The sequence below is a fragment of the Streptomyces sp. NPDC007991 genome (genome assembly GCF_042958445.1).
In the GTDB taxonomy this organism is placed as follows: domain Bacteria; phylum Actinomycetota; class Actinomycetes; order Streptomycetales; family Streptomycetaceae; genus Streptomyces.
The window spans coordinates 200365-219459 of record NZ_JBIBJD010000009.1 but is presented as its reverse complement, the minus strand read 5'-3'; the positions used below and the strand labels follow the sequence as shown (position 1 = coordinate 219459).

General features: G+C 73.3%; 18 protein-coding genes. 1 reads left to right on the top strand and 17 read right to left on the bottom strand.

The genetic code is table 11. The features are described from left to right. Window positions 1–30: 30 nt before the first annotated feature. Window positions 31–1251, bottom strand: a complete 1221-nt coding sequence (locus tag ACFZDA_RS26345) for a cytochrome P450 (protein WP_391086087.1) — start codon at window positions 1249–1251, stop codon at window positions 31–33. A 137-nt stretch (window positions 1252–1388) separates the two neighbouring features. On the opposite strand from ACFZDA_RS26345, the gene ACFZDA_RS26340 reads away from it, so the two are divergent. After that, window positions 1389–2225 (top strand): DUF2182 domain-containing protein, encoded by an 837-nt coding sequence (locus ACFZDA_RS26340; protein ID WP_391086085.1) that lies wholly within the window; start codon window positions 1389–1391, stop codon window positions 2223–2225. A gap of 64 nt (window positions 2226–2289) precedes the next feature. Here the strand turns inward: ACFZDA_RS26340 and ACFZDA_RS26335 are convergent, their stop codons facing one another. From ACFZDA_RS26335 to ACFZDA_RS26260, 16 genes are all read right to left on the bottom strand, one after another. Further along, window positions 2290–2949, bottom strand: coding sequence for a DUF1326 domain-containing protein (locus ACFZDA_RS26335; protein WP_391086083.1), 660 nt, complete (start codon window positions 2947–2949; stop codon window positions 2290–2292). Between the two features lie 118 nt (window positions 2950–3067). After that, window positions 3068–3733, bottom strand: coding sequence for a response regulator (locus tag ACFZDA_RS26330; RefSeq protein ID WP_391086082.1), 666 nt, complete (start codon window positions 3731–3733; stop codon window positions 3068–3070). Beyond that, the gene (locus ACFZDA_RS26325) at window positions 3730–5064 is read right to left on the bottom strand and encodes a histidine kinase (protein ID WP_391086080.1); all 1335 of its coding nucleotides are present in this window, start codon (window positions 5062–5064) and stop codon (window positions 3730–3732) included. The genes ACFZDA_RS26330 and ACFZDA_RS26325 overlap by 4 nt, the downstream gene beginning before the upstream one ends. 98 nt (window positions 5065–5162) lie before the next feature. Further along, a complete protein-coding gene (locus ACFZDA_RS26320; protein ID WP_391086078.1) occupies window positions 5163–5846 on the bottom strand; it encodes a response regulator in 684 nt (227 codons plus the stop codon). Further along, entirely contained in the window at window positions 5843–7228 is a 1386-nt protein-coding gene (locus ACFZDA_RS26315; RefSeq protein ID WP_391086076.1) for a histidine kinase, read from the bottom strand. Before ACFZDA_RS26315 ends, ACFZDA_RS26320 begins: the two co-directional genes overlap by 4 nt. After that, window positions 7221–8468: an acyltransferase family protein gene (locus ACFZDA_RS26310; RefSeq protein WP_391086075.1), complete on the bottom strand. Its 1248-nt coding sequence runs from the start codon at window positions 8466–8468 to the stop codon at window positions 7221–7223. Before ACFZDA_RS26310 ends, ACFZDA_RS26315 begins: the two co-directional genes overlap by 8 nt. After that, window positions 8461–9462: an alpha/beta hydrolase gene (locus ACFZDA_RS26305; RefSeq protein WP_391086073.1), complete on the bottom strand. Its 1002-nt coding sequence runs from the start codon at window positions 9460–9462 to the stop codon at window positions 8461–8463. The genes ACFZDA_RS26310 and ACFZDA_RS26305 overlap by 8 nt, the downstream gene beginning before the upstream one ends. 165 nt (window positions 9463–9627) lie before the next feature. After that, window positions 9628–10494: an alpha/beta hydrolase fold domain-containing protein gene (locus ACFZDA_RS26300; RefSeq protein ID WP_391086071.1), complete on the bottom strand. Its 867-nt coding sequence runs from the start codon at window positions 10492–10494 to the stop codon at window positions 9628–9630. Between the two features lie 162 nt (window positions 10495–10656). Then, a complete protein-coding gene (kynU, locus tag ACFZDA_RS26295; RefSeq protein ID WP_391086068.1) occupies window positions 10657–11868 on the bottom strand; it encodes a kynureninase in 1212 nt (403 codons plus the stop codon). Further along, window positions 11861–12691: a tryptophan 2,3-dioxygenase family protein gene (locus ACFZDA_RS26290; protein ID WP_391086066.1), complete on the bottom strand. Its 831-nt coding sequence runs from the start codon at window positions 12689–12691 to the stop codon at window positions 11861–11863. The genes kynU and ACFZDA_RS26290 overlap by 8 nt, the downstream gene beginning before the upstream one ends. A gap of 151 nt (window positions 12692–12842) precedes the next feature. Next, entirely contained in the window at window positions 12843–13256 is a 414-nt protein-coding gene (locus tag ACFZDA_RS26285; protein WP_391086064.1) for a DUF3151 family protein, read from the bottom strand. Between the two features lie 162 nt (window positions 13257–13418). After that, the gene (locus ACFZDA_RS26280) at window positions 13419–14891 is read right to left on the bottom strand and encodes a DHA2 family efflux MFS transporter permease subunit (protein ID WP_391086062.1); all 1473 of its coding nucleotides are present in this window, start codon (window positions 14889–14891) and stop codon (window positions 13419–13421) included. 69 nt (window positions 14892–14960) lie between these two features. After that, window positions 14961–15983 carry a class II fructose-bisphosphate aldolase gene (gene fbaA, locus ACFZDA_RS26275; protein ID WP_307176552.1) on the bottom strand — a complete coding sequence of 341 codons (1023 nt, stop codon included), beginning with the start codon at window positions 15981–15983 and terminating at the stop codon, window positions 14961–14963. Between the two features lie 133 nt (window positions 15984–16116). Further along, entirely contained in the window at window positions 16117–16665 is a 549-nt protein-coding gene (gene pyrE / locus ACFZDA_RS26270) for an orotate phosphoribosyltransferase (protein ID WP_161361521.1), read from the bottom strand. A 10-nt stretch (window positions 16666–16675) separates the two neighbouring features. Further along, the gene (locus ACFZDA_RS26265) at window positions 16676–17464 is read right to left on the bottom strand and encodes an aldose 1-epimerase (protein WP_391086059.1); all 789 of its coding nucleotides are present in this window, start codon (window positions 17462–17464) and stop codon (window positions 16676–16678) included. Window positions 17465–17516: 52 nt separating this feature from the next. Next, complete coding sequence (locus tag ACFZDA_RS26260; protein WP_391086057.1) at window positions 17517–19016, bottom strand: SRPBCC domain-containing protein; 1500 nt, start codon at window positions 19014–19016, stop codon at window positions 17517–17519. Between the last annotated feature and the right edge of the window lie 79 nt (window positions 19017–19095).

Sequence of the window (19095 nt, the reverse complement as noted above, 5' to 3'; positions counted from 1 at the left end):
CGGTTCCCGCTGACCGACACACCAGAGCTCTTACCCCACCTCGACGGTAAGCCCCTCCAACCCCCGGATCACGAAGTTCGGCTTACGGGCGGGCTCGGCGGCCAGGCGCAGCGTCGGCGCCCGCTCCAGCAGCGCCGCCATGGACGCCGCCAGTTCGATGCGGGCGAGGGGCGCGCCGATGCAGTAGTGAATACCGGCGCTGAAGGAGATGTGGGGGTTGTCCGGGCGGGCCAGGTCCAGGGCGGACGGGTTCTCGAACACCGTCGGGTCGTGGTTGGCGGAGCCGAAGAGCAGGGCGATCTCCGCGCCGCGCGGGATCGTCGTGCCGGCGAGTTCGATCTCGTCCAGGACCCAGCGCTCGAAGAGCTGGAGCGGGGTGTCGTAGCGCATCAGTTCCTCGACGGCGGAGGGGATCAGCGAGTGGTCCGCGCGCAGCAGCTCCAGCTGGGCCGGGTTGCGGAACAGGGCGTACCAGCCGTTGACCGTGGCGTTCACCGTGGCCTCGTGGCCGGCGTTGAGGAGGAGGACCGCCGTCGAGATCATCTCCTGCTCGGTGAGGCGGTCGCCCTCGTCGTGGGCCGCGATCAGGCCCGAGATCAGGTCATCGCCCGGCTCCTTGCGGCGGGCCGCGATCAGTTCGCGCAGGTAGTCGGAGAACTCCACCGACGCCCGGACCGCCTTCGCCGCCGTCTCCCCGGACGGGTTCAGCTCGTACATCCCGCAGATGTCCGCCGACCAGGGCCGCAGCGGGGCCCGGTCGGACTGCGGGATGCCGAGCATCTCCGCGATCACGGCCACCGGCAGGGGCTCGGCGACGTCCTTCAGCAGGTCGCCGCCGCCCGCTTCGGCCAGGGCCGAGGCGAGTTCGTCCGCGAGGCCCCGCACATACGGCTTCAGCCGCTCCACCGTGCGGGGCGTGAACGCCTTCGAGACCAGGCGCCGGATCCGGGTGTGGTCCGGCGGCTCCAGGTCGAGCATCCCGTGGTCGTTGAGCGTGTGGAACGGCTCCTGCTCCGGCGGGGGCGGGGTGCGGCCGAAATCCTCGTGGGTGAACCGGTGCTGGTAGGTCCGGCCCAGGCGCCGGTCCCGCAGCAGCGCCGAGACGTCCGCGTGGTGCGGGACGAGCCACTGGTTCGTGGGCGCGTAGTAGTGCACCCGGCCCCGCGCACGCAGCTCGGCGTAGGCGGGGTACGGGTCGGCGAGGAACGCCGGGTCCCAGGGGTCGAACGCGAGGTCACGAGCAGCTGCCATGGACGGACGCTAGCCCGGCATCGCCTCCCTGACCAGGGGGTCCGCCCTTGAAGTGCGAGCAGCCCCGGTCCAGGGGTGAGGTCGCGCCGTACGTGGAGGAGTGCTGTGCTGGACGTACCACGTAGGAGGGCGTGCTGATGCGCTTCCCCCGGAACTCCGTCCTCATCCCCACACGGACGCCCGCGCCGACCGGAGCCGGCGGAGGATTGCTGCCGAAGCGGGATCTCGCAGCCGCCTGGTTCCTCGTCGTCCTGATCGCGGTGCCCGCGTGGGCGCTCACGATCGGCCAGGCCCGGGACATGGGGATCGAGCCCGGCACCATGGGGATGGCGCTGCCCCTGTTCCTGCTGCTGTGGGTGACGATGATGGCGGCCATGATGCTGCCGTCCATGGCGCCGGTGGCCATCACGTGGGTGCGGGGGATCGGCCGTCAGTCCTCCGGCTGGATCCGTGCCGCGCGCACCGCCGAGTTCCTCGGCGGGTATCTGATGGTGTGGACCGCCTTCGGTGCGCTCGCCTATGCGGGCCTGGCCGTCACCGGCGATCTGGTGGCGGATCACCCGGCAGCGGGGCGCTGGATCGGCTTCACCGCCTTCCTGCTGGCGGGTCTGTATCAGCTCGGCCCCCTGAAGTACGTGTGCCTGCGGCACTGCCGCGACCCCATGAGCCACCTGGTGCATTACGCCGGCTTCCGGGCACCGGCGCGTGACCTGCGGGTGGGCGTCCATCACGGCGCCTACTGCGTCGGCTGCTGCGCCGGGCTGATGGTCGTCCTGATCCCGCTCGGTGTGATGAACGTGGCGGCCATGGCCGGACTGGCCGTGGTGATCTTCGTGGAGAAGCTGTGGACCAGGGGCCCGCTGCTCACCCGGGTGGTGGGCTTGGCCTTCCTCGTCCTGGCCGTGCTCGTGCCGTTCCAGGACTGGCCGCTGCCGGGGCTGCGCGACTCGGTACCGCCGATGGACGGCATGTGACGGAGCGGGAGCGGAATTCCCACCACCACGGCGACCGCGGCTCTGCCAGGGCCGCGGTGTGTCGTCAGGCTGGGCTCGTCCAGTCGAAGGGGAAGTGTTTGCTCGACTTGCCCGAACGGTCCCAGGCGAAGCCGAAGGCGTCGGCCCGGTCGGTGGTGGCGCGGCCCCAGGTGGCTATCTGGCCGGGTCCCACCTCGGCGCCGGGCGCGTTGTGCACCTGCACCCGTGCGCCTTCCGGGGAGGTCGGGCCGGTCAGCGCTTCGGCGGTTGCCATCACCTTTCCGGGGATTTCCGCGCGCCAGGCGGACATGTCCTCGTCGACCTCGATGCGGATGGGGGCGAAGTCCATGCCCCTCATCTCGGGGCCGAGCATCGCGCCGAACTCCGCGGGCCATCCGCCCGCCTCACCGCCGAAGATCGCCTGGAGGGCGGCGCGCTGCTGTTCGTCGGCGCGTTCGTCGAAGAAGACCGCAGCGTAGGCGTCCGTGTGCTCGCGGGCCCAGACGTTGCCCACGAAGGAGCCGAGCATCAGCACATTGAGGCCGTCGAGCCGCACGTCACCGAAATTGCCGTCCCTTATGTGCCAGGCGAGCACACCCTCGCAGTCTCCGTAGGTCGGGGCCTGCGCGAACGTACAGGGGCACGGGATGGCGCACTTGCATACATCGAACCAGTCGCCTGCCAGATGCCAAGGCGGAGAGCCGGTGGTGGGTTGCTCTGTCATCTCGCTTCCTCCTGCCGAGTTCGCGATGAATCACGCCTTGTTTCCAGCTTGCTCCTCGTCCGTGCGATCACGCCAAGGGCGCGCTCCTTCTTCCGGCCTCACCACCCTTCCCGGGTGTTCAGCCCGGCGTCACCAGCCGCGCCTCGTAGGCGAACACCGCCGCCTGGGTGCGGTCCCTGAGTCCCAGCTTCACCAGGATCCGGCTGACATGCGTCTTGATCGTCGACTCGGCGACCACCAGCCGCTCGGCGATCTCCGCGTTCGACAGGCCCTGCGCGATGAGGACCAGCACCTCCGTCTCCCGGTCGGTGAGGTCGCCGTACGCCGCCTGCGCGGAGGGCATGAGGCGCGGCGTCTCGGAGATCTTGGAGAACTCGGTGATCAGGCGCCTGGTCACCGACGGGGCCAGGAGGGCCTCACCGGCGGCCACGACCCGCACGCCGTCGGCGAGCTGGCGGGCCGAGGCGTCCTTGAGGAGGAACCCGGAGGCTCCCGCGCGCAGCGCCTGGTAGACGTACTCGTCGAGGTCGAAGGTGGTGAGCACCAGCACCTTGGCCACGCCGTCCGCGGCGACGATCTCGCGGGTCGCCTCGATGCCGTTGAGCTCGGGCATGCGGATGTCCATCAGCACGACGTCCGGAGCGAGCTCGCGGACCTTCGCGACGGCCTCCCGGCCGTTCACCGCCTCGCCGACGACGTCGATGTCCGGCATCGCGTTCAGCAGGACCGAGAAGCCCTCGCGCACCATCATCTGGTCGTCCGCGATCAGTACGCGAATGGTCATGCGTCGTCCTCGTCCGGCAGGGCGACCGGCAGGAACACCGCCACCTCGTAACCTCCGTCGTCCGTGCGGCCCGCCGTCATCTCGCCGTTCAGCATCGTCACCCTCTCCCGCATGCCCGTGATGCCGTGCCCGGCGCCCGGGGAGGGCTTGATCAGGCTCGGGTTCGGCGGCGGGCCGTTGACTATGCGCAGGCCCAGGCCGCCGAGCACGTAACCGATCTCGACACGGGCGCTCGCACCCGGCGCGTGCCGCAGCGTGTTGCTCAGGGCCTCCTGCACGATCCGGTACGCCGACAGCTCCACCCCTTGCGGCAGCTCGCGCACCGCCCCGGTCACCACTTTCTCGACCCCCAGACCGGCCTCCCGCACATTGGCCAGCAGCCCCTCCAGGTCGGCGAGGGTGGGCTGCGGGGCGTCCGGGGCCTCGTAGTCCTCGGCGCGGACGACGCCCAGGACACGGCGCAGCTCGGTCAGGGCCGCCACCGCGTTCTCCCGGATCGTGGCGAAGGCCTTCTCCAGCTCCGGCGGCGGGTTCTCCACCCGGTAGGGCGCGGCCTCCGCCTGGATGGCGACCACCGACATGTGGTGGGCGACCACGTCGTGCAGCTCGCGGGCGATCGTCGTGCGCTCCTCCAGCAGGGTGCGGCGGGAGCGCTCGTGCGCGGTGGCCGTCTGCTGGGCGGTGACCTCCTGCTCCGCGTGGCGGCGGATGTGCCAGACGGTGACAGCGAGGAGGACGAACGCGGAGACGACCAGCATGGGGCCGATGTTGGTGCCGTGGCGGTCCGATCCGAAGAGTGTGTCCGCGAGGATGCCGTACCCCGCCGTCAGCGCCCACATCCAGGCGGCCGTGCGCGGCCTGGTGCGCACCGCCACGACTGTCAGCACCGTCAGGTGACAGACGAAGCTGCCCGGCAGCCAAGGCCAGTCGCCCCACGGGTCGCCGAACGGGAGGGCGAGCGGGGTGGCCGCCATGGACACCCAGAACGCGCCGACCGGCCGGCCCAGGGTCAGCAGGACCGGGACCGCGGCGAGCAAGCCGAGCACCAGGGCCAGGCCCCGGTCGAGCGTGGCGGCGGACAGGGCGATCAGGGCGGCCACGCAGATCACGGCGTGCGGCGTCCAGGCCGCCAGCTCCCGCAGGCGGCCGGGCAGCCTCCTGGTCAGGGGGCCGTCGACACGCATGCGCGGCAGCAGGCGGTAGGCGAAGGCGTCGTGGATGAGGTCCTGCCGCAGCCCGCGCAGGGCGTCCACGGCCAGCCGGTACTCCGGGCTGCGTGGCTTGGCCCCGCCCCCCGGCGGCATGGTCTGCAAGTGAGTCGTCTCGGTCACGTACAGAACGGTATGCGCCCCCCGGGACGCGGTCGTCCCCAGTGAGAGGGGTTCGCCGGCGTCCCTCTCAGGTACTACGGGGCCCCCGGGGCCCGGCTTCAGTACCCCGTCGGCCGGACCAGCCCCGACTCGTACGCGAACACCGCCGCCTGTGTGCGGTCCCGCAGGCCCAGCTTCACCAGGATCCGGCCCACATGGGTCTTCACCGTCTGCTCGGCGACGAACAGGTGCTGGGAGATCTCCGCGTTCGACAGGCCCTGCGCGATCAGGGCGAGCACCTCGGTCTCCCGCTCGGTCAGGTCACCGATCCGCTCCTTGAGCGGGGCGCGGGGCCGGTCGTCCAGCCGGGAGAACTCGGCGATCAGCTTGCGCGTGATGACCGGGGCGAGCAGCGCGTCACCGGCCGCGATCACCCGGACCGCCTCGGCGAGCTGCTCCGAGGAGGCGTCCTTGAGCAGGAACCCGGAGGCTCCGGCGCGCAGCGCGTCGTACACGTACTCGTCGAGGTCGAAGGTGGTGAGCACCAGCACCCTGATGTCCGGGTTCGCGGCCGTGATGTGCGCGGTGGCCTCGATGCCGCCGATCCCGGGCATGCGGATGTCCATGAGGACGACGTCCGGGGCGGTCTCGGCGGCCATCGCGACGCCGCCCTCGCCGTCCTTGGCCTCGCCGACGACCTCTATGTCGGGCTGGGTGCCGAGCAGCACGGTGAAACCCTGCCGGACCATCGCCTGGTCGTCGACGATGAGAACCCGGATGGGCCGGCCGGAGCTGCTCGTCATGGGGTCCCTCCCCGGGGATCGGTGCCGGTGTCGGTGGAACGGGTGGTGCCGGGGGCGTCGGCGGGCGGGGTGTCCGGGAGGAACGCGGTGACCTTGAAGCCGTCCCAGTGCCACGGGTGCGCTGTCATGGTGCCACCGAGCATCGCGACCCGCTCCCGCATGCCGAGCAGTCCGTGCCCCGCTCCCTTCGACGGCGGTGCGGGCCCGGTCGGCCGGCCGTTGACGACCTCCACCTCCAGCCCGTCCTGCTGGTAGGTGAGACGGACGGTGACTCTCGCGCCGGGCGCGTGCCGCAGGACGTTGCTCAGCGCCTCCTGCACGATCCGGTACGCCGACAGCTCCACGCCGGGCGGCAGCGGGCGCCGCTCGCCGTTGATCTCGGTGATGACCTCGCGGCCGGCGGCCCGGGTGTTCTCCACCAGCGCGTCGAGCCGGTCGAGCGTGGGCTGCGGGGCGTGCCCTGCGGTGTCGCCGTCCGGGCCGGCGGGCTCCCCCGGCCCGGCGTGCTCCGAGCGCAGCACGCCCAGCACCCGGCGCAGCTCGGTCAGCGCCTCCAGCGCGTTCTGCCGGATGCCGGCGAGGTTCTCCTTGAGTTCGTCCGGCGGGTTCTCGACGAGATGCGGGGCGACCTGCGCCTGGATGGAGATGACCGACATGTGGTGGGCCACCACGTCGTGCAGCTCCCGCGCGATGCGGCTGCGCTCCTCCAGCAGGGTGCGCCGGGTGCGCTCCTCGGCGGTGAGCGTGGTCTGCTCGACGAGTTGCGCACGGGCCTCGCGGCGGCCGCGCAGGGCGGTGCCGACGACCACGACGACGGCGAACAAGGAGAGTGAGAGCACGCCGGTGGTGTCGTAGCGCGCCGCGCCCCGCAGGCCCTCCAGGACGTAGGTGAGCAGCGCGGTCACGGCCAGGGCCGCTATCGCCGCGCGGGTGGGTACCCGCAGGGCGAGCAGCAGCAGCACGAACATCTCGGCGATGATGCCGGCCGCGGTCCAGGGCCAGGTGTAGGTCTCCGGGTCGAAACCGAGCCGGCCGCGCACCGCCAGGGCTCCCACGACGAAGGCGCCCAGGGACAGCCACCACGCCGGCACCGGCCGCCACAGCCCCAGGACCATGGCGCCGCCCTGCCCGACCGCGACCAGGAAGGCCAGGGTGGCGCCGAGATGGCCGTTGTCGTTCAGGTCACCGGTGCCGCCGAGCGTGACACCGAACGCCGCCAGGCACACCAGCCCGTGCGGCAGCCAGCGCATCCAGGTCGAGGGCGGCAGCGGATCCGCCCGGGCCGTCCACAGGTCCTGGCGCGCCACCCGCAGCCAGCCCCCGACGCGCGCCCGCAGCTCGCGGCCCACCCCCGTGTCCGTCACGCGCCCCAGCCTAGACATGGTGGGCCCTCGGCGCTGTCCCCCGGTCGGACGGACGGTGCGCCCGCACCACCCGCGACCTGCGGCCCCGGCCGCCCGCGCCCCGCTCGAAGGACCGGAAGGCGGCCCAGCAGACGGCGAGGGCCAGCGCGAACACCGGCAGCCAGAGCAGCCGGGCCCCGGCCCAGGCGAGGCTGTCGGGCGGCGTGTGCAGGCCGGGGAGCCGGCCCGCGAGGAGGCCGGTGGCCGTCGTGGCCATCAGGGCCGTCTGGTGCCACAGGAAGACGGTCATCGCGAAGAGGTTGACGAAGGCCACCGCCGCCCACGCCACGGGCCTGCGCATCGCCCGCCGCAGCCGCTCGCGCAGCAGCAGCGCGAGACCGCACTGGGCCAGCCCGAAGGTGACGACGGCCAGCGTCGGCGGGTCCAGGTTGGACACGCCCGCGCCCGGGACGCCGACCATCGACGCCGGGTAGCCCGCCCACGCGACGAGCCCCGCGGTCACCACGGCACCGCCGGCGAGCAGGATCCAGCCCGCGCGGCGGCGCTCCAGCTCGCCCCGGGTCCAGGCCGCGCCCAGCGTGAAGGGCACCAGCCAGCCCGCGGCCACGTTCACCCAGCCCAGCCAGGAGGGGCCGCCGAAGCCGAAGCGCAGCAGGTCCACGTGGAGTACGGCGGCCAGCGGCCACAGCGGGTTGAGCCGGGTCAGCAGCGGGGTCGCCGCCGTCAGGGCGGCGAACACCACCAGGAACCACAGCGGGGACAGGGCCAGTTTCACCAGCGTCCGGACCGTCCCGAACTCGGCGCCCGACAGCAGCAGGGCGAGCGCGGCGACCGTCCACAGGACGAGGACGGCCGCGACGGGTGCGAACAGCCGGGCCAGCCGGGCTGTCAGCCAGCGGTGGTACGGGATGCCGCGGGCCCGGGCCGAGGCCAGGCTGCGCGTGGCGACATGGCCGCCGACCAGGAAGAACACGGCGAGCGTCTGGAACAGCCAGGAGACGGGCGTCAGCCAGGGCATGTGCTGGAGCGGGCTCGCCGTGCGCAGGGTGCCGCTGTCGGCGACCAGGGCCGTGACCAGCCAGTGCCCGAGGACGACACCGAGGACCGCGGCGGCGCGCAGGGCGTCCACGGCCCGGTCGCGGCCGGCGGGAGTGGCCGCGGTGACGCGGTCAGCGCCCTGGCGCACCGCGTGCCGGACACCCCGTACTCCGAGTACTCCGCGCACTTCGCGCACTTCGCGTACTCCGATGTCAGTCATGGGTCACCGCCTTGGTCTCGCCCAGGACGATCCGGGCCAGGTTGGTCAGGGAGGTCGAGCCGGGGCTGAAGTAGTCGCTGTGGCCGCCGTCGCCGGCCGCGAAGACCCGGGCGCCGAAGGCCGGGGAGACGGGGTCGGTGCCGAAGCCGACGGTGGTTCCGAACAGGTCCGCGCTGACGTGCGGGACGTTCTCCACCCAGTCGTCGCCGCCGCGGGCCGCCCAGACGCGGGCGCGGGTGTGCAGGGCGGCCGCGGAGTCCGCGCCGGTGCCGGGGCTGCCCACGAGCGCGATGTCGTCGACGGCGAGCCCGGCGGCGGCCCGGCCGCAGACGACCGAGCCGTAGGAGTGGCACAGCAGCGTCAGGCGCGCTCCGCCGCCCGCTATGGCGCGCAGGCCGGCGACGAGCGCGCGCAGCCGCGGGGCCGCCTGCTCCGCCCTGCCGGGCGTCGTGACCGTCGCGCTGACCGTGCCCGGCGTCTCGTAGCCCAGCCAGGCCACGACCGCCGTGCGCGTGCCCGCAGGGGCTTCCCGTGCGAGCTGCCCGTACAGGGCGGCGGCTGCCGCGCGGAACCGGCCGTAGGTGTCGAGGCTCGTGTCGGAGCCGGGGACCAGGACGGCGATGCGGTCGGCGCGGGCGAGGTCGCCCAGGACCTCCGTCACCCGGCCGGAGCCGCGGCCGTCGAAGCGCAGGAGATGGCGGGCGGGGGCGGCGAGCTGACGGTCCGTCGCGGCCCGGTCCCGGTCGTGGTGGGCTGCGGCCAGCCGGGCCGCTTCGGCGGCGTTGGCGCGGTTGGCCGCGTACGCCGCGTCGAGCGTCGCCGCGCTCAGAGGTGCCAGGGACGCGGGGGCGGGCGCCGGGATCTCCGGGCGTCCCGCCCCGGAGAGGGGGAACACCACCGCGCCCGCGATGAAGGCGGCGAGCGCGGCGCGACTCCATCGGTGGGCGCGGCGCCGAGCGCCTTCACCCAAGCGGTACTTCGCCGCGGACCCCATGGTCGTCCCCCTCCAGCGCACCCGGCCATCGGGTCTGCATGGAAGGGAAGTTACGGATGGAGGCCCGTCGTCCGCGTCACACCGCGGAGCTCATCTGCGGCCTGGCTCTCAGGTACTACGGGTATGACCGGGGGTTCGCCCCTACGAGTGTCCAAGAAAGGCCTCTCACCAGGCCAGTTGGGCGATCTCCTCCACGACCACCGCACACGCGTCCGCCGCCGGGTCGATGAGCGGGAAGTGCCCCACGTCCTCCAGCAGCGTCACGCCCACCATCTCCCCGGCCTTCGCCGCCGCGTCCGCGTACGACTCGGCGACCGCCTGCGGCACATCGAGGTCCGCGCGGCCCTGGACGAGGGTGGTGGCGATGCCGGTGGGCAGCAGCAGCGCCGGGTCCGCGGAGGACTGCCGCTCGGCGAAGTGCTCGTCCCCGCCCAGCAGTTGCCGTACGGCACCGCCGCACACGTCGAGCTTGTCGGCGATCGCGAAGTCCGCGATCGGGGCGAGGGCGACCACACCGCGCAGGGCCGCCGGGCTGTCGCTGCGCCAGGGCGAACCCGTCGGCAGGACGTGCCGGGACGCGGCCCACAGCGCCAGGTGCCCGCCCGCCGAGTGACCGGTGAGGACCGTACGGCGCGGGTCGGCCTGCGGCAGCAGCTCCCGGACGAGCCCCGGAAGGGCGTCCAGCGCCGCCGCGACGTCGTCGAAGGTGTCGGGCCAGCGCCCCGCGACGGAGTCGTCACCGCCACCGCGCCGGTACTCCGCACTGGCCACGGCGAACCCGCGCCGGGCGAGGAACGCTGCGAACGGGCTGATGTGACGCCGGTCGTACGGTGCCCGCCAGGCACCGCCGTGCAGTACGAGCACGACCGGGGCGGGCCCGCCCGGACCGGCCTCCGCCCTCGGGACGTAGAAGTCGATCACCTGGTCGGGGTGGTCACCGTAGGCGGCGGTGGCGTCGGGGGCGACGGGCGCGTGGGAGAGCGCCGACTTCTCCTCGGCGGCGGCCCGTGCTGCTGCGACGTCGTCCGTCATGCTCCAACCTCTCAGCGATCCAGCGTAGATGGCGGACCAGGCGGGGCCCGGCCGTTGGCCGGGACGGTATCAGGCGCGTGACATGCGCGGACACGGGGATGTCACGCTGGGTGAAGAGCGAAACGGCCCCCGCGGCGGCAGGGGCCGTTCGTCACGGGGAACTCACCCCAGCGTCTCGGCCAGCACCCGCGCCGCCCGCTCCACGTCGGCGAAGCCCACGTACAGCGGTGTGAAGCCGAAGCGCAGCACGTCCGGCGCCCGGAAGTCGCCGACCACACCCCGCTCCACGAGCCGTTTCATCACCTCACCGGCGTCGTCGCAACGCAGCGCGATCTGGCTGCCCCGCTCCGCGTGCGGCACCGGCGTCAGGCATTCGACCCTGCCCTCGGGCACGTACGCGGCCACGCACTCCAGGAAGAAGTCCGTCAGCGCGAGCGACTTGGCCCGCACCGCCTCGACCCGCACCCCGTCCCACACCTCCAGGGCCGCCTCCAGGGCGAGCATGGAGAGGATGTCCGGCGTGCCGACCCGGCCGCGCAGGGCGCCGGGGGCCGGCTCGTACCCGCCGCGCATCCCGAACGGCTCGGCGTGGGAGTTCCAGCCGGGCAGCGGGGAGTCGAAGCGGTCCTGGAGCTCCCGGCGCACGTACAGGTACGCCGGTGAACCCGGCCCGCCGTTCAGGTACTTGTAGGTGCAGCCGACCGCGAGGTCCACGCCGTGCTCGTCCAGCCCCACGGGCAGCGCGCCCGCGCTGTGGCACAGGTCCCAGACGGCGTACGCGCCCGCCTGGTGCACGGCGGCCGTCAGCGTCGGCAGGTCGTGCAGCCGGCCGGTGCGGTAGTCGACGTGGTTGAGGAGCACGGCGGCGGTGCGGTCGCCCAGCGCGCCCGGCACGTCCGCCGGGGCCACCGGCCGCAGCGTGCGGCCGGTCATCCGGGCGGCGGACTCGGCGATGTACCCGTCGGTGGGGAAGGTCGTGGCGTCGACGAGGATCTCGTCGCGGTCCTCCCCGGCCATCCGCACGGCCCCCACAAGTGCCTTGAAGACGTTGACACTGGTCGAGTCGCCCACCACGATCTGGCCCGGCACCGCCCCGACCAGCGGGGCGATCCGGTCACCGATCCGCTCGGGCGCGGTCCACCAGCCGCTCTCCTCCCAGGACCGGATGCGCAGCTCGCCCCACTGGCGGCGCACGACGTCCTCGACCCGCCCGGGGACGACGGCCGGCAGCGCGCCGAGCGAGTTGCCGTCGAGGTACACCCCCGCGGCGTCAGCCGCCTGATCGGACGCGGTGTCCAGGACGAAGGCGTCCCGCTTGCCGCGCAACTCGTCGGCGGCGTCCAGCTTCTCCGCGCGCATCGCCAGTTCAGACATGGGACCGCGCCGTCCACAGCTCGGGGAACACGTGCTTCTGCGCCCGCTTCTCCAGCCAGGCCACTCCGGCGGAGCCGCCCGTGCCGGTCTTGGAGCCCATCGCGCGGCGGGTGGCGACGAGGTGGTCGTTGCGCCAGCGCCACACCAGCTCGGCGACATCGGTCAACGCCTCGCCCAGCCGGGCGAGTTCGCCGCTCTCGTCACCCGAGTAGACAGCCGTCCAGGCCGCCTCCACCTCGGGCGACGGCTCGTAGCGCAGCGACACGTCCCGCCCCAGCACGGCCTGCGGGATGTCGTGCCCGCGCCGCGCCAGCAGCCGCACCACCTCGTCGTACAGGCTCGGCTCGTGCAGCGCCTTCTCCAGCTCGGCGTGCACGCGGGGCGCGCCCCGGTGCGGGACCAGCATGGACGCCGACTTGTCGCCGAGCAGGAACTCCATCCGCCGGTACATCGCCGACTGGAACCCGGAGCCCTCGCCGAGGGCGGACCGGTACGAGTTGAACTGGGCGGGCGTGAGCTGGCCGAGCGGCTTCCAGGAGGCGTTGAGCGCCTCCAGCTCCCGTACGGACCGCTTCAGCGCGGCGGTCGCGGTGGGGATGTCGTCGCGGCGCAGCGCGTGTGCCGCCGTCTCCCACTCGTGGACGATGACGGTGAACCACAGCTCCATCACCTGAGTTGTGACCAGGAAGACCATCTCTCCGGGGTCGTCGGAGAGGGTGTGCTGGAGGTGGGTGAGGACGTCCGCCTTGACGTAGTCCTCGTACGGCGTCGTGCCGTGGAAATCGAGATGCGGGGTCTCGGGCTCGTGAGCCTCGTGGGACATCGCTGTCTCCTGCAAGTAACTCCGGGTAGCGGTCCGCCCCTGCCGATGCCGGCACGGGGGCCCCGGTCCCCAGGGGCATACTCCGCAATCGTCCCCCAGAACCGCAAGGCCCGCCCGCCCGGCGGACAGGCCTCGCGCACACGGACCGCCGTCAGCCCAGGACCTGCGCCGCCTCCGGCGAGGAGTCCTTCAGGAACTGGGAGCAGCGCTCGTGCTCCTCCTGCTCGCCGATCGCCTGTGCGGCACGGGCGAGGGCGTGCAGGGCACGCAGGAAGCCACGGTTCGGCTCGTGCTCCCAGGGGACCGGGCCGTGGCCCTTCCAGCCGTTGCGGCGCAGCGCGTCCAGGCCGCGGTGATAGCCCGTACGGGCGTACGCGTACGACTCGACGACCGCGCCCCGCTCGAACGCCTCGTCGGCGAGCTGCGCCCAGGCGAGCGAGGAGGTGGGGTGCGCGGCGGCGACGTCGACCGGCGCGGTACCCGACGCGAGCATTTCCCGTGGCCCGGGGTCGTCGGGGAGGTGGGTCGGGGGCGGGCCCCCGAGGAGGTTCTCGTGAATGGACATGCCCCAAGTCTGCCGCAGGCCCCAGCTGCGGGCAGTCCTGCCTCCCCCAGTGCCTTGAGGGGTCCTTGCAGGTACCCCAGAGGGCGGCGCCCGTCCCGAAGAAGCGGTACCCCGCAACGCCGGGCCGCGCGACACCCCGGCGCGAGCACCGACGCCCCGTGCCTACGACAACCGCTTCCGCACCGGCTCCCCCTCCAGCGGCGGTGCCGTCACACCCCCGTGCCGCAGACACTCCGGCCGCTTGCAGCCCGGCGGCGGCCTCCGTACCACCGCCACCGCGATGACCGCCCCCACCACCAGCGACCCCGCGCACCACGCCATCGCCTTCCCGAAGGCGACGTCGAACGCCTCCGGCTCCCGGTACGCCTCCTCCCCCATCCCCGCGAGCAACGGCAACGCCGCCACCGCCACCAGCCCCGCCGCCCGGGCGGCCGCGTTGTTGATGCCGCTGGCCAGCCCCGCCCGGGCCACGTCCACCGACCCCAGCACGGTCGCCGTCAGCGGCGCCACCAGCGTGACCATGCCCAGCCCGAGCACCACCAGGGCCGGCAGCACATCGGCCGGGTACGACGCGCCCGGCCCGACCCGCAGCATCAGCAGCATCCCCGCGGCGCACAGCAGCGGCCCCACCGTCAGCGGGATCCGCGGTCCGATCCGGTCGGCCAGTTCGCCGGAGCGCGCCGACAGCACCAGCATCAGCGCGGTCGTCGGCAGCAACGCCGTACCGGCCGCGAGGGCGGAGTACCCCACCACCACCTGGAGCTGGAGCGCGGCCAGGAAGAAGAACCCGCCGAGGGCCGCGTACACGCACAGTGTGACGAGGTTGACCGCCGTGAACTGGCGGGAGGCGAAGATGCCGGGCGGCATCATCGGCTCGGACCGCCGCCGCTCGACCACCACGAACGCCACGGCCGCGACCGCCCCCGCCACCGCCGTACCCGCCACCGCCAGGCCGCCGCCCGTACCGCCCGCCTCGATCAACGCGTACGTCAGCAGCGCGAGCGCCGACGCTCCCAGCACCGCCCCCAGCACGTCGAACCGCCCCCGGGGTCCCTCGCCGCCCGACTCGGGCACATGCCGCAGCGCCACGGGCGCGCACAGCAGGGCCAGCGGAACGTTCAGCAGGAACACCCACCGCCAGCCCGGCCCGTCCACCAGCCACCCGCCGACGAAGGGCCCGATGGCCGCCCCGATCCCGCCGAAGCCGGACCACAGGCCCACCGCGCGGCCCCGGTCGTCGGGGTGGAAGGACGCCTGGATCAGCGCCAGCGACCCCGGTGTGAGCAGGGCGCCGCCCACCCCTTGCAGGGCGCGCGCGGCGATCAGCACCCCGGAGTTCGGCGCGATCCCGCACAGCAGGGACGCCACCGCGAACCACACCACGCCGAGGACGAACACCTTCCGGCGCCCGAACCGGTCGCCCAGCGCCCCGCCCAGCAGGATCAGCCCGGCCAGCGTGACCATGTACGCGTTGACGGTCCACTGCAGTACCGCCAGGTCCGCGTCGAGGTCACGGCCGATGCGGGGCAGCGCGATATTGACGACCGTGGAGTCCAGCAGGGCCATGCTGGAACCGAGGACGGTGGTGAGCAGGATCCACCGGCCCTGGGGCGAGGCGAGCCGCACATCGGGCATGCAGGGAGCATACGGAAGAGCCCGGCACCAGGAGAGGTGCCGGGCTCGAACGCGTGGACCGAAGGGGACTTACTTGATCTTCGTGCCGGTCGAGCGGAGGTGGCCGCAGGCCTCGACGACACGCTGGGACATGGACGCCTCGGCCAGCTTGCCCCAGGTGCGCGGGTCGTAGGTCTTCTTGGAGCCGACCTCGCCGTCGACCTTCAGGACACCGTCGTAGTTGCGGAACATGTGGTCCGCGACCGGACGCGTGAAGGCGTACTGCGTGTCCGTGTCGATGTTCATCTTGACCACGCCGTTCTCCAGCGCGGTGCGGATCTCCTCCTCCGAGGAGCCGGAGCCGCCGTGGAAGACGAAGTCGAACGGGGAGGCCTTGCCGAACTTCGCGGCGACGCCCTCGTTCAGCTCCTTCAGCAGGTCGGGGCGCAGGACGACGTTGCCCGGCTTGTACACGCCGTGCACGTTGCCGAAGGACGCGGCGAGCAGGTAGCGGCCCTTCTCGCCCAGGCCCAGGGCCTCGGCGGTGCGGATCGCGTCGTCGACCGTGGTGTAGAGGGAGTCGTTGATCTCGTGGGAGACGCCGTCCTCCTCGCCACCGGTCGGGGTGATCTCCACCTCGAGGATGATCTTCGCGGCGCGGGCCTGCTCCAGCAGCTCCTGCGCGATGGAGAGGTTGTCGGCGAGGGTCTCGGCGGAGCCGTCCCACATGTGCGACTGGAACAGCGGGTTCAGACCGGCCTCGACGCGCTTCTTGGACAGCGCCAGCAGCGGACGTACGTACCCGTCGAGCTTGTCCTTCGGGCAGTGGTCCGTGTGCAGCGCGATGTTCACCGGGTACTTCTCGGCGACGATGTGCGCGAACTCGGCCAGGGCGACGGCGCCGGTCACCATGTCCTTGCTGTACTGGCCGCCCAGGAACTCGGCGCCACCGGTGGAGATCTGGACGATGCCGTCGCTCTCGGCCTCGGCGAAACCGCGCAGTGCCGCGTGCAGGGTCTGGGTGGAGGTCACGTTGATGGCCGGGTAGGCGAACTTTCCTGCCTTCGCCCGGTCCAGCATCTCGTTGTAGACCTCGGGAGTTGCGATGGGCATGCGTCCGCTCCTTGTATCTGCGGGTTGGCGTACTGCGTTGTCGGCCCTGACCTAGACCTTGGGGTGCGACGTCATCGTCGGCCCCATCTTTCCAGACTTGGCCGGAAGGTCCAGGCCACCGTCCACGCCCTGGTCAGTCGAGACCCAGCTCGTCCTTCGAGAAGGCGAAGAGGTACGGCACCCCGGCACCCTCCTGGATCTTCTCCGCGGCGCCGGTCGCCCGGTCGACGATGGTCGCGACGGCGACGACCTCGGCCCCGGCCTCGCGCACGGCCTCGACGGCGGTGAGCGGGGAGCCGCCGGTGGTGGAGGTGTCCTCGACGACCAGCACGCGGCGGCCCGCGATGTCCGGGCCCTCGACGCGCCGCTGCAGGCCGTGCGCCTTGGCGGCCTTCCGTACGACGAAGGCGTCCAGGCGCTTGCCGCGCGCGGCGGCGGCGTGCAGCATCGCGGCGGCCACCGGGTCGGCGCCCATGGTGAGACCGCCCACCGCGTCGAACTCCAGCTCGGCGGTCAGGTCGAGCAGCACCTGCCCGACCAGCGGCGCGGCCTCGCCGTCGAGGGTGACGCGCCGCAGGTCGACGTAGTAGTCGGCCTCCAGACCTGACGACAGGGTCACCTTGCCGTGCACCACGGCCTTGTCCTTGATCTGCTGCAGCAGCGCGCCGCGTGTGTCCGTCATGGCGCCCAGCTTAGAGGCGGCGCCAGCTCCAGGTCGTGCGGGCCTCCAGCGGCTCCAGGGGCGTGACCAGGTGCGGCGCGGTGTTGAGCCCGTTGGGCGGGCCGGTCTGCGGCTCCACGCACACGGCGGCCTCCTGCTCGTCGTAGACGACGACCCACTCCTCGCGGCTGGTCACCTTCAGCTCCAGCTGCCCGGGCCAGGTCAGGGTCACGTCGACGCCGCCGGGCATCCCGAAGCAGTCGTCCCAGGGGCCGGGCTTCGGCTCGACGCGGTTGCCGGTGGGCAGGTGGTCGTCGCCGCGTTCCTCCTGCCACGCCGGGTCGAAGTCGACGGTCACGTCCTGGCCGCCGAGATTGCGGTTGAACCAGGGGTGCCAGCCGATCTGCGCCGGGAACGACGACTCGTACGTCTCCACGGACATGGTCAGCGTCAGCGCGTCCTCGGTGAGGGCGACGACCTGGGTGATACGGCCCGGGTGGGGCCAGGGGTCGACGAGCTCGTAGGTGAGGACGGCCTCGGCCGTGCTCGTGCGGGCGGTGCGCCAGGCGCCGTCGCGGGCGGTGCCGTGGATGGCGTGCGGCGGGGCGTTGAGAGGCATCTGCCGTACGGCGGCGCCGTCAAGGAAGCGCCCGTCCCGGATCCGTCCGCACCAGGGCACCATCGGGAAGCAGCCGAACCGCTGCCCCTGCCGGAGCAGCTCCACGCCGCCGATCCGCAGCCCTCCGACCCGGCCGCCGTTGCCCGGCTGCACGGTCACCTCCGCGTCGCCCGCGGTCAGCGTGATCTCTTCGTCACTCACGGGACGACCCTACTGCGGTGATCAAGAGGGCCTCGTGCGGTGCGGGGCGTTTTCAGCGGCGCCGGCGCAGGGCCCGGACCGCCACGATGGCCGACGCCAGCGCGACCGCCGCCGCGGGGGCCGCCCAGCGCAGCGGAGCGGAGGGCATCACGGTCTGCGGCGCGGGCACCGGCGCGTACCGCCCGCGCGGCGGTGCGTGATCGACCTCCTCGGCACTCCGCCCGATCATGGTCCGCCGCGCGTGCGCCGCCTCGGCGATGTCCTCGTCGTCCTCGTCATCGTCGCGGGAGGCCCCATGAGAAGACGACGGAATATCGGCGCCGAAGGCGGCGGGGGGCTCGGGGGCCGGGGCGGGGGGTTCGTCGGCGGGGGCGTCGTCGCCTACGGCGGGGGGCTGATCGGCGGGGCCCGGGGCCGGGGGCTCGGGGGCCGGGGCGGGGGGTTCGTCGGCGGGAGCGTCGTCGCCGGAGGCGGGAGCAGGGGGCTGATCGGCGGGGCCCGGGGCCGGGGGCTCGCCGCCGCCCTCGGAGGCGCGAGCATCATCGCCGACGGCGGGAGCGTCGTGGCCGGAGGCGGGAGCATCGTCGCCGGAGGCGGGAGCAGGGGGCTGATCGGCGGGGCCCGGGGCCGGGGGCTCGTCGCCGCCCCCGGAGGCGCGAGCATCATCGCCGACGGCGCGAGCACCGCCCCGGGAGGCGGGAGCATCGTCGCCGGAGGCGGGAGCAGGAGGCTGGCCGGCGAGGCCCGGGGCCGGGGGCTCGTCGCCGCCCTCAGAGGCGGGAGCGTCGTCGCCGCCCTCGGAGGCGCGAGCATCGTCGGCGGCGGGGCCGGAGGGCGGAGTCTTGTTGTCGGGCCCGGGGGCGGAAGCCTCCCCGGCGGTCGCCGAAGCCTCCTCGGCAGCCCCGGCGGTCGCCGAAGCCTCCTCGCCGGCCCCGGCGGTCCGGCCCTCGTCGGCTGCACCGCCGGCCGAGGTCCCGGCCGCGGTTCCGGCCGCAGGCCCCGACGTCCCGGCACCCCCTTCGGCCTCCGCCGGAGGCGGTGGGGGCGCGTCGTCCGCGTCCGGGGTCGTTTCGTAGTCGGTCGTGGCGCGGGGTTCGAAGTCCTGGGTGGCGAGCGGCGTGGTCGTGGCCGGGGCTGCCGCGGCCAGGTGTTCCGCGAAACGGTTCAGCAGGCGGCTGACGGCGCTCTCGACCGCGTCGGACGGGAGGTCCCTGATCCGTCCGTCCGCGGCGGCCGTACCGTCGAAGAGGATCGTCGTGCCGCCCTCGGCGTCCCTAAGGGCGATCCGCAGCGCGAGTTTCACCGAGCCGGTGCCACGGGCCTCCGTGGCGTCGCCTTCGACGGCGTACACCCCGTCGTCCCCCCGGGACACCCGTACGGCCCCCCGGTACGTGACCGAGTGACTGCCGACCCGGATCTTCAGCCGCCCCGCGACGGGCTCGGCGCCGGCGTCCTGCTGGAGCCCCGGAACCGCCCGGGCGACCCGCGCGGGGTCGTCCAGCACCTCCCTGAGCCGCTCGGCCGGAACCGGAACGAACACCTCGTGCTCCATGTGGACGGACTTTACCCAGCACACGCCGAAACGCACCCCCGCCTTCGGGATTCACCCCCGATCCGCCCCCGCCAGGCGT

Coding starts and splice junctions, on each gene's coding strand:
- ACFZDA_RS26345 (WP_391086087.1), bottom strand. CDS start 1,251: ATGGCAGCTGCTCGTGACCTCGCGTTCGACCCCTGGGACCCGGCGTTC.
- ACFZDA_RS26340 (WP_391086085.1), top strand. CDS start 1,389: ATGCGCTTCCCCCGGAACTCCGTCCTCATCCCCACACGGACGCCCGCG.
- ACFZDA_RS26335 (WP_391086083.1), bottom strand. CDS start 2,949: ATGACAGAGCAACCCACCACCGGCTCTCCGCCTTGGCATCTGGCAGGC.
- ACFZDA_RS26330 (WP_391086082.1), bottom strand. CDS start 3,733: ATGACCATTCGCGTACTGATCGCGGACGACCAGATGATGGTGCGCGAG.
- ACFZDA_RS26320 (WP_391086078.1), bottom strand. CDS start 5,846: ATGACGAGCAGCTCCGGCCGGCCCATCCGGGTTCTCATCGTCGACGAC.
- ACFZDA_RS26315 (WP_391086076.1), bottom strand. CDS start 7,228: ATGTCTAGGCTGGGGCGCGTGACGGACACGGGGGTGGGCCGCGAGCTG.
- ACFZDA_RS26310 (WP_391086075.1), bottom strand. CDS start 8,468: ATGACTGACATCGGAGTACGCGAAGTGCGCGAAGTGCGCGGAGTACTC.
- ACFZDA_RS26305 (WP_391086073.1), bottom strand. CDS start 9,462: ATGGGGTCCGCGGCGAAGTACCGCTTGGGTGAAGGCGCTCGGCGCCGC.
- ACFZDA_RS26300 (WP_391086071.1), bottom strand. CDS start 10,494: ATGACGGACGACGTCGCAGCAGCACGGGCCGCCGCCGAGGAGAAGTCG.
- kynU (WP_391086068.1), bottom strand. CDS start 11,868: ATGTCTGAACTGGCGATGCGCGCGGAGAAGCTGGACGCCGCCGACGAG.
- ACFZDA_RS26290 (WP_391086066.1), bottom strand. CDS start 12,691: ATGTCCCACGAGGCTCACGAGCCCGAGACCCCGCATCTCGATTTCCAC.
- ACFZDA_RS26285 (WP_391086064.1), bottom strand. CDS start 13,256: ATGTCCATTCACGAGAACCTCCTCGGGGGCCCGCCCCCGACCCACCTC.
- ACFZDA_RS26280 (WP_391086062.1), bottom strand. CDS start 14,891: ATGCCCGATGTGCGGCTCGCCTCGCCCCAGGGCCGGTGGATCCTGCTC.
- fbaA (WP_307176552.1), bottom strand. CDS start 15,983: ATGCCCATCGCAACTCCCGAGGTCTACAACGAGATGCTGGACCGGGCG.
- pyrE (WP_161361521.1), bottom strand. CDS start 16,665: ATGACGGACACACGCGGCGCGCTGCTGCAGCAGATCAAGGACAAGGCC.
- ACFZDA_RS26260 (WP_391086057.1), bottom strand. CDS start 19,016: ATGGAGCACGAGGTGTTCGTTCCGGTTCCGGCCGAGCGGCTCAGGGAG.